Genomic DNA, 12,917 nt, shown 5'->3' with positions numbered 1-12,917 from the left:
TGATTACATCGAAATTTTTTACAACCCGGTTAGACGCCATAGTTACAACAATGGGCTTTCTCCGGTAAGATTTGAACAGCAGTACCAAGCGAGGTTGGGAAGTGTCTAGGATATTGGTAGCGATTCATTTCCTCACAATCAATATTACACAGAAGAGTATGGATGAAATCAAAATACTCAATAAAAATTGATACGTATCAAAATTAAAAATTAAAAGGTATTTATAAATATCGAGTGGGAAATGATGTGTAGTTCGATTTATGAGGGAGAGAATAAATCGAAATCTTTTTGCTAGCGCGGCAAAGATGTCCAGCCCATGCTCTCTGGGACGGGTGTAGTTCAATGGTAGAACGGCAATCTCAGGAGGAATGCCATATGGGTTCAATTCCCTTCACCCGTCAACATTGCCATAAACCTTTACAGCAACTGATAGAAGGAGACTTAATTGATTAATATGAAAAGCATTATTGAAGTCTATGATTGGTTAAACGAGCAACCAGGGGAGACTCCAAAGAGGCATGCCGATGTTTTAGAAAAGTTAATTTTTGAGGATTTGATATTCCGAGAGAAGATATTACAAAATCATGGGCGCACTCAGTCATCCTCTACACAGTAATACCCGATGATTGTTATGGACGTGTTATATCGACTAGCAGAAAACCATATAAATCAATATCACTTTATGGTTTTCTTTTTTCATCAAAAGGTGGATAAGAATGAGACTTACCCTTCATTAATTCATGCTTCTCTCTTAAGGTAACTGAATTCAGAAATTCAAATATCGGCTCTCTAGAAATGAATCTAATCTCCCTGTTTTTTGCTGCAATTACATTAATTTTCTCCAGATGCGTTAAAGAGCGACTTAGGGTTTCGATTGTTACACCCAGGTAATTAGCAAGATCTGGACGGGACATGGGCAATATAAAATTATCGCGATCAAAGCCAACCGTACTTAAGCGGTTTGAATAACCAATCAAAAAATCAGCAACTCTTTCGAGCGAATTTAGATTCACCAAATCATAATTGTGTGCATAAGAAATATTTAACAATGCTGAAAGTGTGCTTGTAACGTTCCCCATGAATTCAGGAAAATTTTTAGTCATACCATTTATATCCTGTATGGAAATTGAACACACCTCTACAGAACTTAAACATATCGAATCTAGCTGATGCCTATCGTTACCTAGGCCATCTACCCCCAAGACCTCGCCGGGTATTGAGAAGTGGGTTACTTGAGTTACACCATCGCGAAAAACCAATTCATTCTTAACTGTTCCATATCGCAATGAATAGACCCCAACAAATGGATCCCCTCTTCTATAAAGATGCTGACCTTCATGAAATGCCTTACGCGAAATAAAGGATCTTGAAAGGCCATCAATCTCGTTCGCAGAGATTTTATTAATGACGCAACGACTGCGATAGGCGCAACTTGAACATAGGCTGCTGGAGTTTGAATACATTACGGTACGGCTACTGAAATCCATGGTGATGTTTCTCATTATCAATACGAAGGTTTCTTTTCTGTTTATAAATGGCAAGCTTATAAATAGCAATACGCAAAAACACCCTCATTATTTAGGCGCCCCATGGTTATAGGCCCCTCAAGCCACGTTAAGCAATATTGAACCACCAGCCTAATGTAAGCAGGCTTAGATGTTATTTAAGCAACGTGGTAGCCACTCTTCTATCGATAGGCCAGCTCAAAACCCCAATTGAGACCTCTAAAGCTGTGTTTATTTGTGTAGATCTGGATTGAATTGGATCCCAAAAACCTGTTAATCCATAAGTACCTAGTTTTATCCTAGGTTAAGGAGCTAGCTACTAATGAAATCAGGAAGCTTTGCATTGCCGATCTAGGGCCCATTATTTACAGCTAAGAGCAATACTTTTTATACAACCAAGTATCTATCCGCGATAATTTTTTGAAGTTTTTTATTAGACTGCATACAGAAATTACCGCGTGTTTTATGAGCATTACACATCAGCCATCTGTTGCTCGCAATTGATCAAGAGGGCTTCTAAGGTTTATGATTTTTTTGAGTGGCAACTGGATCAAGAGTTGAGTGATCATTTGCCTGACCCGGAAGAGGCATTTCTTTAGATTGCTGTTCTTTTGTAATATCTGACTTAACAGCAGAGGCATTGGGTGTTGCATTCTCCGTAGACTCATTTGGAGCAATCTCTGCAGGCTGCACGCCGACCTTATCCACTTCCTTAGAGCACCCTACCGATGTTAAAAGGCTCAAGGATATGGCGAAAATTAATCCCACCCGCTTCACTGAATATTTCATGCAACCCCCTTTAAGAGACTCTTAGAAGACGCAACTAAGCAAGTATGCGTGCTAATGAGCTTAAAGATTAATCAATTAATCTTCAATGATCTGTGCGGTATCCAACTTCAACTAACCGCCCACTAAAAATCTCAGACTAATTTATGGCCATCAACATCGACTACCTCGGTTCCTGCGGAAGATTGCTGTAATTGATTTATTTCACTACGTTCGTCCAAGGCAGCTAGTACCTGCCCTGGATTCATTGCATACTTCAATTCTGTAGCCTCTGAGTCTGGCCTATTTTTAACATTTGGCAAATCAAATCTTAGCTCCTCCAGTAGGCCGATCATCTTTGCTGTTTTTTGTTCGGTTAGCAAATTCACCTTGAGATCTAGATGGGCTCTCCGCTCTTCAAGCCTTGCTAAACGATTTTGATTCGAAACAACAATAGTCGCCGTTAGCAATGCAGATAAACCAATGATCCCCTGCAGAAAATGAAAAGGTGGCGGGTCAAATTGAATTACTGAGTAGAGAGGCAATACCAGATTTACCGTAATCCAAATAACCGCAAAGAATAAAATCAGAGCTATAAACATAGGCTCGCCTATAAAACAGCTAATACGCTCAAGAAGATGCTGAGCGAAACTCATCTTACTTTCCTCACGAGCGTAGAAATTTAATACTGCATCTATGTTTTGATTGATTTGCTTATTATCTGAACTCTCGGTATTCATTAGAGACTCCTCATCTGTATGTTCTGGCATGATTTCCTCCCCAGTAAGAATGTTTAAGAGTCCAATTCATCAAAGGCAATGTGACCTACTAATCCAGTCAAACTAAGAGTGTTCAATTTTTATTAAATCGGCATTGAGCAAGCGGGCCAAAGATAAGCCCCCTTGATGCATGACAAAATTATGGTTCCATCTCACAACTGGATACGCAATATAGGCAAATAATCGAATTAGGCGACTGCATATAGAAACTTCCCATTCATATCTCGCAGTAGTCGTTTTGCCATCGCTTGATAAGAACCATGTCCCCTTGCCCCTAACATCACCCGTCACATAACCCTCTATCATGCATGAAGGTATAAATTGTGTGACATGCATTGCAAACTCTAGCCTATAGGGCAAGGCACCCTTCCATACGAACTGATAATGTCCCCCAACCCCGTCTCGATTGCTAGCGTTTAGCTCTACAACACTTTTGACACTTGGCCACCACTCAGGCCAGCTCTGTAGCGCATAGATAGCATTGCATACTGCTTCAAGAGGAGCGCCAATCTGCCAGATAGTGATGAAGAAAATAGAGTTCCTTTTGCTTTATGGCTATCTTGACGAACCTAGTTAATTTAAATACCTTTATTTGTAGTTACCCAAACAATGTAGCGATCTAACCAAGACTTAATGAATTTCTTACTAGCCTCGCCAATAGCTCCAGTGTTATCAAAAAAGTCCTCCTTCATTTGCAGGAACATCTCTGGCTGACATAAGGTTGGCATATCTAATGTTGCTAATACCCCCCTTAAATGTTGCTGTGCTAATGCAGTACCCACAGGGCTCGGTGAAATTCCAATAATGGCTGCAGGTTTTTTTGCCCAGGCATTATGGCCATAAGGGCGAGATCCATGATCTAACGCATTTTTAAGCACACCAGGAATGGAGCGGTTGTACTCAGGGGTAACAAATAACACCCCATCACATTGATGAATTTCTGTCTTCATTCTTTTGACGGCATCAGCCTGATGATCATCTTCGTCTTGGTTATATAGGGGCAGATCACCAATCTCCACCAACTTAAAGCTCACACTTGATGGGGCGATTTTAATAATGGCATTTGCCAGATGGCGATTAAAGGACTCTTTACGCAAACTACCAACGATGACTGCAATTTTAATATTGCTCATATTATTAACATCCCTCTTAATTAACAAAGGGTGCAATTTCACCCGACTTACGCAACATCTTATTAACTTCATCTAAATGCATCTCTTCTTGCACAATCATCTCTCTGGCATATTCTTCAAGCAAAACAGACTCAACACCATTACTATCCGGATGCGTGCAGGTCGATATCTTTAATAGATCGTAATACGATCCCAAGGCCTCAACCTCATGCTCAAGGCTTTCTCGTAAGATATCGCCAATATCGTGTCGTTCGGTTTCCAATAAGGCGCCTATCTTTAACGATGGGTGACCACCAAATAGAGTGACAAGTTCCCCCGCTCGGTGGGCGTGATCCAAGCTCTCAGTAGCATTGCCTTTTAGCCAAGAAACAATCGGAATTCGGTTGTAACCAAAAACCATCAATGAATAATGGGTGTATTTAACGACCCCCGCTAATTCAAGTTCCATAATTTTATTGAGAGCTTGAACAGCCACTTGATTAATTTGAGAGTTCATTTTCGATCCTTTGAATGTATCCATCCGAACACATATATGGTCTACGATTCGCCCACCACGATCTGTACTAAACCGCACATAACCGAATAATTACTTAAACAAGATTTCCTGGAACAACCCACAGATCAAACTGGGCGTCAGTGACAAAACCACTTGCAATAGCAGCCTCCCTGAGGCTAAGATTCTTTTCATAAGCACTCTTGGCAATCATGGCGCAGCGATCATATCCAATGTGCGGACTTAGGGCTGTGACCAACATGAGCGAGCGACTCATGAATTCTTCAATCCGGGGAATGTTAGCCTCAATTCCACGTACACAATAGTGTTCAAATGATTTCATGCCATCAGTCAAAAGCCGAATAGTTTGCAAAAAATTATGCGAAATTAAGGGTTTGAAGGCATTCAGCTCAAAATTACCTGATGATGCAGCCATTCCAATAGTGACGTCATTACCAATCACTTGATAGCAGATCATTGCGAGTGCCTCGCATTGGGTTGGATTTACCTTGCCGGGCATGATGGAACTGCCCGGCTCATTTTCAGGGATCGTAATTTCACCTAAACCCGATCTAGGGCCTGATGACATCCAGCGAATATCAGTAGAGACTTTCATTAAAGCCACTGCTAGAGTCTTTAAGGCGCCATGAACAAATACTAGGGGCTCATGTCCAGATAAAGCTGCAAACTTATTAGGGGCAGAAATAAAAGGAATATGAGTAAGTACTTGTAACCTTTTGGCTACTTTTACTCCAAACTGGGGGTGAGTATTGAGTCCGGTACCCACGGCAGTGCCTCCAATTGCAAGCTCATATAACTGCGGCGTAGAAAGCGCAATGGCCTGACGGGCCAACTTCAGCTGGGCTACATAACCAGAAAACTCTTGCCCCAGGATTAATGGCACCGCATCCTGCAAGTGGGTACGACCTACTTTGATAATGTCAGAAAATTTAATGGACTTGTTTATCAGGGTATTGATCAATTGCTCTAAGGCTGGCAAAAGTTCATTTTGCAACTGGGTAACGCTAGCGACATGCATCGCCGTTGGGATGACATCATTCGAAGATTGACCTAAATTGACATCGTCATTGGGGTGAATGAGATGATCTTGACCTAGAGTGCCTCCCATGATTTGGATGGCTCGATTGGCAAGAACCTCATTCATATTCATATTGGTTTGCGTGCCAGAACCGGTTTGCCAAACGGATAAAGGAAACTCATCATTAAGATCTCCAGCAAGCACTTCATCAACCGACTTTAATAATGGCTCATATTTTTCCCGAGGTAAAAGACCAAGATCCATATTAGCAATTAAGCAAGCCTTCTTAACCAATGCCAATGACTTAATAAATTCAAGCGGCATTATCTCTGTCGAGATATCAAAATGGCCTATAGAGCGTTGGGTTTGTGCGCCCCATAGACGATGCTGCGGAACTTCAATAGCTCCAAAACTATCGCGCTCAATCCTCGAGGTATTCATCCTTCAATCTTATACTTTCTATCCAAATATGCAATTTTGAGTAAATATTTTGCTAGTTGCCATCTCTATTTTTTTGGCGTATACAGGTATTAGATACAAAGGATATTAAATATGGACGCTACCTTTCATCCTCTGAAGTCTTTATTTGAGCAGCTAGGGCTTCCTGCTGATGGTGGTGCAATTGACCAATTTATTGAAGTGCATGCACCCCTGGACCCCTCTATTGTTCTCGCAGAAGCTAGCTTTTGGGAACCAAGTCAAAAAAATTTCCTCAGAGACGAGATTCTCAAAGATGCAGATTGGGCTGAGGTAATTGATCTTCTTAATGCGCAACTTAGAGAGCCTCGGTAAAGCACGCTTATGAAACGTATTGTTGATATTTACAATAAAAGTTGGTCGCCAGACATTATCTGGACCTACGTAATCAATCTAGATGGCGTTGAAAATACGGAAGATCTAAAAAAGGATCCGGTGGACCTGATTGCCTTCGAGAATGAAGCCCTAAGAATGGCCTTGGCAGAAAACCGCGGAGACGCAAATACAATATTTGCAAAAGTAAGGGAGTAATTCTCGTTGGTTGCTCACACTGCATTACTAGGCAAGCAACCAAAGACTCAAAATCATTAATCCTTAAGGGAAATTAAGCCGTTTTCACTCAATACAACCCCATCCCTCACCAACCCCTTCAGCGCAAACCTCGCCATTCTCATTGCTGCCTCAGGCAATTCATTGATACGGAGTGCTGACTCATATATTAGATTTTCTGCCTCCCAACCTAAAATATCACCCTCTTCCTCCAGGAGACTTATTAGGATATCTCTCGGTGTTTGATCGCACAGCCGAACACAAATATTTTTCTCAACGCATTGATTTCTCATCATGATCTCCCATAGTTTCTAGAGTAGTTTTCTGTAAGAACAACTAAACATTGCATTGTTAAAAAGATGCCAATGCCTGTTTTTTTTATTTTGCGGCATATTGGCAATATTTATATGTACGCTTTAGCACATACAGCGCCATCGAAGGAGGCTAGATTAATACTTCTATGGAAAAGGGAATCGTATGATTGAAACGATTGCAGTGGTACTTATTGTGCTTTGGCTTGCTGGAATCATTACGTCTTATACATTGGGGGGATTTATACATATCCTTCTATTGATAGCGGTTGTGATGTTTTTGGTAAGAATAATTCAAGGGCATCGTCTTTAGCTTAATCAATTGAACACTGCATAACTCATTAACTAATGCCTACTGTCAGCAGGTTTTGACGAGTCGTGAATTGGTAGTCGCCAGCTTGGGTCTTAAGTCGCGGAGCCAAATAAGTAAAGCCCCTATAGAAATCTAGGGGCTTTTTCTTTTGGTGGCGCAAAGCAATGTCTACTTAGATCAAACCCTTCTTGCGTAGATTAGCTAGGCGGTTATTGAGGGTCTTAATGGTTAGAAGATTGTATTTATCGCCCTCCGTCCAAGCGCTGCCTTTCCATTCAATACCTTCTGGCGTGACATTGGCAAACGGCTCTTTACCTTCTTTTGCGTAGCCTTCTAAGATGTTAATCAGCGCTGCTCGATCATCAGATCCACCGGCGTCTTTGATTGCATCCAAAATGGGCTTGGTGATCGTATCGCTATAGCCAACCTTAGCATCTAGATGCTTTGGTGCTGCTGGCTCTTCGAATATGTACTCATGGGGCCACTCAAAGATATTTCTTGCAGAATTTTTGACAGCCCCCGGACTCACCGCACCACTCTCAGGATTTTTTGGGTCCGTTGGCAAGCTTAAACCCAGAATCCAGGCTTCGAATTCTGCAATGCGGCTATAACGCTTTTCTTCGCTATCGCGCTTTTGCTCTTCTTGCGAGAGTAATAAAGTGACCCATGCCCAGGCAATATCTTTGGGTATTGCAAACTCTTGAGTCAAAATACCGCTGGCTTTTTTTAGGATGGGTTTTGATGTCAGTTTTGTCATTGCGTTCTTTCTTGATTCTTTCTGCATTTATTGCTGCGCGCCTTCAATTTAGGGTGAAAAGTCAAAGGGAAGGCTCCTGGTTCATTTTGGCAATACTCTCCACATTCCCCGTAGGATACTCTTCCTCAGGCGGCGGCTTGAAGGTCAGATTAACGCAAACCTAGGTCTGGCAAGCTCCAGGGCCGATTAATGACGCAAATCAAGCAAGGTCAGCTGTATTCACTAAAATAGCCAAATGACTAAGATTCCTGAACTTCTCGCTCCAGCCGGCAGCCTTTCCATGCTGCGTACTGCCTTTGATTTTGGCGCTGATGCTATTTATGCCGGACAGCCTCGCTATTCGCTGCGCGTTCGCAATAACGACTTTGGCAAGATCGAGGTTCTCAAGCAAGGTATTGATACCGCCCATGAAATGGGTAAGAAGTTTTATTTGGTTTCTAACTTATTGCCTCATGGCGGTAAGACGCGGACTTACATTAAAGATATGGATCCTGTGATTGCATTAAAGCCCGATGCTTTAATCATGTCAGATCCCGGATTAATCATGATGGCCCGTGAAGCTTGGCCAGATATGCCGATTCATTTATCAGTCCAAGCAAATACAGTAAATGGTGCTTCAGCTAAGTTTTGGCGCTCAGTTGGTATTAGTCGCGTGATTCTGTCTCGCGAACTCTCTTTTGATGAAATCGAAGAAGTACGTCAAGATTGTCCAGAGATGGAGCTTGAGGTATTTGTTCACGGCGCACTCTGTATTGCCTACTCTGGTCGCTGCTTGTTATCGGGCTACATGTCCCATCGAGACTCCAATCAAGGCGCCTGTACCAACGCTTGCCGCTGGGATTACAAGGTGAAGCCTGGTCAACAAAATACTAGTGGTGATGTTGTGCTACTTCAAGAGGCACGCCGTCCTGATGAATTGATGCCGATGGAAGAGGATGAGCATGGCACCTACATCATGAACTCTAAGGATCTGCGAGCCGTTGAGCATATTGAGCGCTTAACCAGGATGGGCGTTGATTCCTTCAAGATTGAAGGTCGTACCAAATCGCCTTATTACGTTTCACGAACTGTTCAGTCATATAGAGCAGCAATTAATGATGCTGTTCAGGGCAAGCCATTTAATACTGCCTTGTTAGGTCAATTAGAAGGTTTAGCCAATCGTGGCTATACCGATGGTTTTTATGAGCGTCACCACGATAAAGAGTACCAACTCTATATGCGTGGCCACTCTCTGTCTGGCCGCAGCTTATACGTTGGGGAAACGCTCGAGATTGATTCGGCAACAGGTCGAGTAAAGGTTGATGTCAAGAATCGCTTTTCTGTCGGCGATAAGATCGAAATCATCGAACCGAATGGAAACGCGGATGTTGTATTGACTGAAATGTGGAATATGAAGGGCGAGTCAATTGACGTGGCTCCTGGTTCAGGCCACTTTGTTTGGCTCAAGATTCCGATGACGACTAAACATGCCTTCATTGCGCGCTATACGCAAGAGCCAGCGCCAGCAGAAGTAGCCAGTTCTAGCGCCTGCTCCACTTGTGGCGATTAATGTCTTTGCCCCCTGACTGAAGATTTTCATGACTAACAGCACCAAAATTCAAGCAAGCAAACCTGGCCTGAAAACTAAACTTGCAGAGGAGATGAGAAAGGCCTTTGCATTATCAATCTACTTCGGCACATGGTTCTGCGCAATTGCCTTTATGGCCGCAACCGCCCTTGAAGAACGCCCTATTCCCCTTTCCATATTTGGCTTTGCCTTGATCAAGGCTGCTTTATCTGCCAAATTTATGTTGATTGCTCAGGCTGTTTATCCAATGAAGATCGATAAGCAAAGTGGCATTGTTAAATCACTCATGCTTGAGTCGCTGATTTATCTAGCTGTTGTTATTGCCTTGAATTACCTTGAAGCCGGAGTCCATGGACTCATCAATGGAAAAGACTTTATTGCCTCTATGGCAGCCTTTGGAAGCGGTGATCCATTAAGAGTTCTTGCAATGTCAATTATGTATTGGCTCATTGTTTGGCCTTACTTAATTTTTGTGGGGTTCAATATGGCTGTAGGCAATACTGAAACCCTTACAGTCTTATTTGGCTCCAAAAAATAATTGACTTACTTGTATTACGTGAGAATTATTTGGTTTTGCCTATTGGGATTTTTTTACCAACAGGTCTCCGCGCAAGAAATCGAAGCTCGCGCTTATTCCAATGCACCGATTGGCATTAACTTTGTTACTGGCGGCATTGCACGAGCCAAAAGTGGTTCTTACACCCTCACTACAGAAGCAGTAAACCTGACTCGCATCATCGACGTCTTTGGACAATCTGGTCGAATTAGTCTCTTAGTTCCGTATGCGCAACTATCAGGTACTGGCAGTATTGGGGCCCAAAATATGAACGCCTCCGCAGAAGGTCTATCTGATCCCGTAGTGAAGATCTCTGCCAATCTTTATGGTGCTCCAGCACTCTCGATAGAGGAATTTAAAAATTACCAGCAAGACTTAATTATTGGCACCAGTCTTGCTGCATCCATCCCATGGGGCAAGTACAACAGCGAGCAAATGCTCAACGTGGGTGCCAATCGCTCACTGATTCAACCGGCCATCGGAGCTTCTCAAGCAGTCGGACCATGGCGCTTGGAATTAGCAGGCATGGCCACGATCTACACCAGCAATACTAGCTTTCTGGGAGGCAATACGCTCTCCCAAAATCCCATCTATTCGTCGGAAGCCCATGTGATCTATTACTTTCAGAATACGGCCTATATTTCTGCTGATGCGACCTACTTCATGGGAGGCCAGAAATATGTCAACGGAACGGAAATCAGTGGCTCACAAGAAAATTGGCGTTTTGGTGGCACTTTTTCTTACCCTATCAATAAGCACAATTCGATCCGCCTAACAGGCAGCAAAGGCGTCTACTCCAACACCAATACCGACTACACCGCACTGGGGATCTCCTGGCAGTACCGCTGGGGTGGCGGACTGTAGGTAAATAGGCTGCTCCATCGCTACAATAAGTCCAAAGAACATTAAAAAGAGATATGAGACAAATATGAGCAATACACCAAAAGATCCAGCAGAGAGCGGTTTGCGCAAAGGCTTAACCAGCTATGGCGACAAAGGCTTTTCTTTATTTTTACGCAAAGCGTTTATTAAAGGCGCTGGATATACCAATAGCGCTTTAGATCGCCCTGTCATTGGCATTATCAATACCGGTAGCGCATACAACCCCTGCCATGGCAATATGCCCCAGCTCCTTGAAGCGGTAAAGCGCGGCGTGATGTTAGCCGGTGGCTTGCCGATGGAATTTCCGACGATTTCAATTCATGAAAGTTTTGCTGCGCCTACTAGCATGTACTTGCGCAACTTGATGTCTATGGACACCGAAGAAATGTTGCGAGCACAGCCGATGGATGCCGTAGTTATGATTGGTGGTTGCGACAAAACTGTTCCTGCGCAAATGATGGGCGCCGCTTCTGCTGGCTTGCCGGCCATTCAATTGATCACTGGTTCGATGTTGACAGGCTCACATCGTAGTGAACGTGTTGGTGCCTGCACTGACTGCCGCCGTTACTGGGGTAAATTCCGCGCCGGTGAAATTGATGAAGTTGAAAAAGATGAGGTTAACGATCAGCTGGTAGCCAGTGTCGGCACTTGTTCGGTGATGGGCACTGCAAGCACGATGGCCTGTATCTCTGAAGCGCTGGGTATGACGGTTCCCGGTGGAGCAACTCCACCAGCAGTCACAGCAGACCGTATCCGCGTCGCTGAAGAAACCGGTACTTGTGCCGTGAAGATGGCTAAAGAAGGCCTAACGATCGATAAAGTGCTCACTGCTGACGCATTTGAAAATGCCATGCGTGTTTTGTTGGCCATTGGCGGGTCCACTAATGGCATTGTTCACTTAGCCGCCATTGCGGGTCGCATGGGACTAGAGATTGATTTAGATGCGCTCGATAAGATGGGTGATGAAACCCCTGTGCTGGTTGACTTAAAACCCTCTGGTGACCACTACATGGAAAACTTCCATGATGCTGGCGGTATGACTACCCTGCTACGTGAACTCAAGCCACTTTTAAAGTTAGATGCAATGACCGTTTCCGGCAGAACACTGGGAGAAGAAATTGATGCCGCAGCACCAAGCTTTAAACAAGATGTCGTGCGTCCATTTGATAAACCGATCTATCCGCGCGGCAGTATTGCTGTATTACACGGCAATCTAGCCCCTGGTGGCGCCATCATCAAGCAGTCGGCTGCCAACGAGAAGCTCATGGAGCATGAAGGTCGTGCAGTGGTGTTTGAAGATGCTGCCGATTTAGCTAATCGGATTGATAGTCCAGACTTAGACGTTACTGCTGATGATATTTTAGTTCTGAAGAATATTGGGCCTAAGGGTGCTCCTGGTATGCCCGAGGCTGGCTACATCCCTATTCCGATGAAATTAGCACGTGCAGGCGTGAAAGATATTGTCCGCATCTCCGATGGACGTATGAGCGGCACCGCCTTTGGCACCATTGTTTTGCACGTCACCCCAGAATCCGCTATTGGCGGCCCATTGGCGCAAGTACGCAATGGTGACCGCATTCGCTTAAGCGTGAAGAATCGTGAGATTAGTTTATTAATTTCAGACGAAGAACTGGCTAAACGCATGAAAGACAATCCTATTACTTCACCTACCGCTGAACGCGGCTATAAGAAGCTCTTTTTAGATACCGTGACACAAGCAGACCAGGGTGTCGACTTTGATTTCTTGAGGGCAGTCAAAATAGTTGGCAAAACGCCTTCATCTAAATAGAA

At 43.7% G+C, this 12,917-nt stretch carries 17 protein-coding genes and 1 tRNA gene; 10 read left to right on the top strand and 8 right to left on the bottom strand.

Features of this window, described 5'->3' with window-relative positions; all coding sequences use genetic code 11:
* From ICN39_RS11265 to ICN39_RS06720, 3 genes are all read left to right on the top strand, one after another.
* Positions 1-109 (top strand): IS3 family transposase (locus tag ICN39_RS11265; RefSeq protein ID WP_370623700.1); only part of this gene is annotated, 109 nt, incomplete at its 5' end.
* A 219-nt stretch (positions 110-328) separates the two neighbouring features.
* Positions 329-400 (top strand) — tRNA-OTHER (locus ICN39_RS06725).
* A 45-nt stretch (positions 401-445) separates the two neighbouring features.
* Positions 446-616 carry a hypothetical protein gene (locus ICN39_RS06720; protein ID WP_216233277.1) on the top strand — a complete coding sequence of 57 codons (171 nt, stop codon included), beginning with the start codon at positions 446-448 and terminating at the stop codon, positions 614-616.
* Positions 617-680: 64 nt separating this feature from the next.
* On the opposite strand, the gene ICN39_RS06715 is transcribed toward ICN39_RS06720, so the two are convergent.
* The 6 genes from ICN39_RS06715 to fumC all read right to left on the bottom strand — a co-directional run bounded on the left by ICN39_RS06715 (position 681) and on the right by fumC (position 6,155).
* Positions 681-1,502, bottom strand: coding sequence for a Crp/Fnr family transcriptional regulator (locus ICN39_RS06715; protein WP_216233276.1), 822 nt, complete (start codon positions 1,500-1,502; stop codon positions 681-683).
* Between the two features lie 519 nt (positions 1,503-2,021).
* Positions 2,022-2,294, bottom strand: a complete 273-nt coding sequence (locus ICN39_RS06710; RefSeq protein WP_216233275.1) for a hypothetical protein — start codon at positions 2,292-2,294, stop codon at positions 2,022-2,024.
* A gap of 131 nt (positions 2,295-2,425) precedes the next feature.
* Positions 2,426-3,040, bottom strand: a complete 615-nt coding sequence (locus tag ICN39_RS06705) for a DUF1003 domain-containing protein (RefSeq protein WP_216233274.1) — start codon at positions 3,038-3,040, stop codon at positions 2,426-2,428.
* Between the two features lie 587 nt (positions 3,041-3,627).
* Positions 3,628-4,182 carry an NADPH-dependent FMN reductase gene (locus tag ICN39_RS06700; RefSeq protein ID WP_216233273.1) on the bottom strand — a complete coding sequence of 185 codons (555 nt, stop codon included), beginning with the start codon at positions 4,180-4,182 and terminating at the stop codon, positions 3,628-3,630.
* 16 nt (positions 4,183-4,198) lie between these two features.
* The gene (locus tag ICN39_RS06695) at positions 4,199-4,678 is read right to left on the bottom strand and encodes a bacterioferritin (protein ID WP_216233272.1); all 480 of its coding nucleotides are present in this window, start codon (positions 4,676-4,678) and stop codon (positions 4,199-4,201) included.
* Between the two features lie 94 nt (positions 4,679-4,772).
* Complete coding sequence (fumC, locus tag ICN39_RS06690; RefSeq protein ID WP_216233271.1) at positions 4,773-6,155, bottom strand: class II fumarate hydratase; 1,383 nt, start codon at positions 6,153-6,155, stop codon at positions 4,773-4,775.
* Between the two features lie 111 nt (positions 6,156-6,266).
* On the opposite strand from fumC, the gene ICN39_RS06685 reads away from it, so the two are divergent.
* Together ICN39_RS06685 and ICN39_RS06680 are read left to right on the top strand one after the other, a co-directional pair.
* Positions 6,267-6,506 carry a DUF2789 domain-containing protein gene (locus tag ICN39_RS06685; RefSeq protein WP_216233270.1) on the top strand — a complete coding sequence of 80 codons (240 nt, stop codon included), beginning with the start codon at positions 6,267-6,269 and terminating at the stop codon, positions 6,504-6,506.
* Positions 6,507-6,515: 9 nt separating this feature from the next.
* On the top strand, positions 6,516-6,722 hold the full coding sequence (locus ICN39_RS06680) for a hypothetical protein (protein ID WP_216233269.1): 207 nt from the start codon (positions 6,516-6,518) through the stop codon (positions 6,720-6,722).
* 56 nt (positions 6,723-6,778) lie between these two features.
* Here the strand turns inward: ICN39_RS06680 and ICN39_RS06675 are convergent, their stop codons facing one another.
* Positions 6,779-7,036: a hypothetical protein gene (locus ICN39_RS06675; RefSeq protein ID WP_216233268.1), complete on the bottom strand. Its 258-nt coding sequence runs from the start codon at positions 7,034-7,036 to the stop codon at positions 6,779-6,781.
* Positions 7,037-7,217: 181 nt separating this feature from the next.
* Here ICN39_RS06675 and ICN39_RS06670 point away from each other — a divergent pair, with 181 nt between their 5' ends.
* Positions 7,218-7,364 (top strand): lmo0937 family membrane protein, encoded by a 147-nt coding sequence (locus tag ICN39_RS06670; RefSeq protein WP_216233267.1) that lies wholly within the window; start codon positions 7,218-7,220, stop codon positions 7,362-7,364.
* Positions 7,365-7,536: 172 nt separating this feature from the next.
* Here ICN39_RS06670 and ICN39_RS06665 read toward each other — a convergent pair whose 3' ends face one another.
* Entirely contained in the window at positions 7,537-8,148 is a 612-nt protein-coding gene (locus ICN39_RS06665) for a hypothetical protein (RefSeq protein ID WP_255532341.1), read from the bottom strand.
* A 208-nt stretch (positions 8,149-8,356) separates the two neighbouring features.
* Between ICN39_RS06665 and ICN39_RS06660 the strand changes: the two genes are divergently transcribed.
* The 4 genes from ICN39_RS06660 (at position 8,357) to ICN39_RS06645 (ending at position 12,915) form a co-directional block, all read left to right on the top strand.
* Positions 8,357-9,670, top strand: a complete 1,314-nt coding sequence (locus ICN39_RS06660) for a U32 family peptidase (RefSeq protein WP_216233266.1) — start codon at positions 8,357-8,359, stop codon at positions 9,668-9,670.
* Positions 9,671-9,698: 28 nt separating this feature from the next.
* The gene (locus ICN39_RS06655; protein ID WP_216233265.1) at positions 9,699-10,226 is read left to right on the top strand and encodes a hypothetical protein; all 528 of its coding nucleotides are present in this window, start codon (positions 9,699-9,701) and stop codon (positions 10,224-10,226) included.
* Positions 10,227-10,268: 42 nt separating this feature from the next.
* Positions 10,269-11,108, top strand: coding sequence for a transporter (locus tag ICN39_RS06650; protein WP_255532339.1), 840 nt, complete (start codon positions 10,269-10,271; stop codon positions 11,106-11,108).
* Between the two features lie 64 nt (positions 11,109-11,172).
* The gene (locus ICN39_RS06645; protein WP_216233263.1) at positions 11,173-12,915 is read left to right on the top strand and encodes an IlvD/Edd family dehydratase; all 1,743 of its coding nucleotides are present in this window, start codon (positions 11,173-11,175) and stop codon (positions 12,913-12,915) included.
* Positions 12,916-12,917: the final 2 nt, after the last annotated feature.

The organism is Polynucleobacter sp. AP-Reno-20A-A9 (assembly GCF_018882085.1).
GTDB lineage: Bacteria > Pseudomonadota > Gammaproteobacteria > Burkholderiales > Burkholderiaceae > Polynucleobacter.
This window is presented reverse-complemented; position numbering and strand designations above follow the sequence as displayed.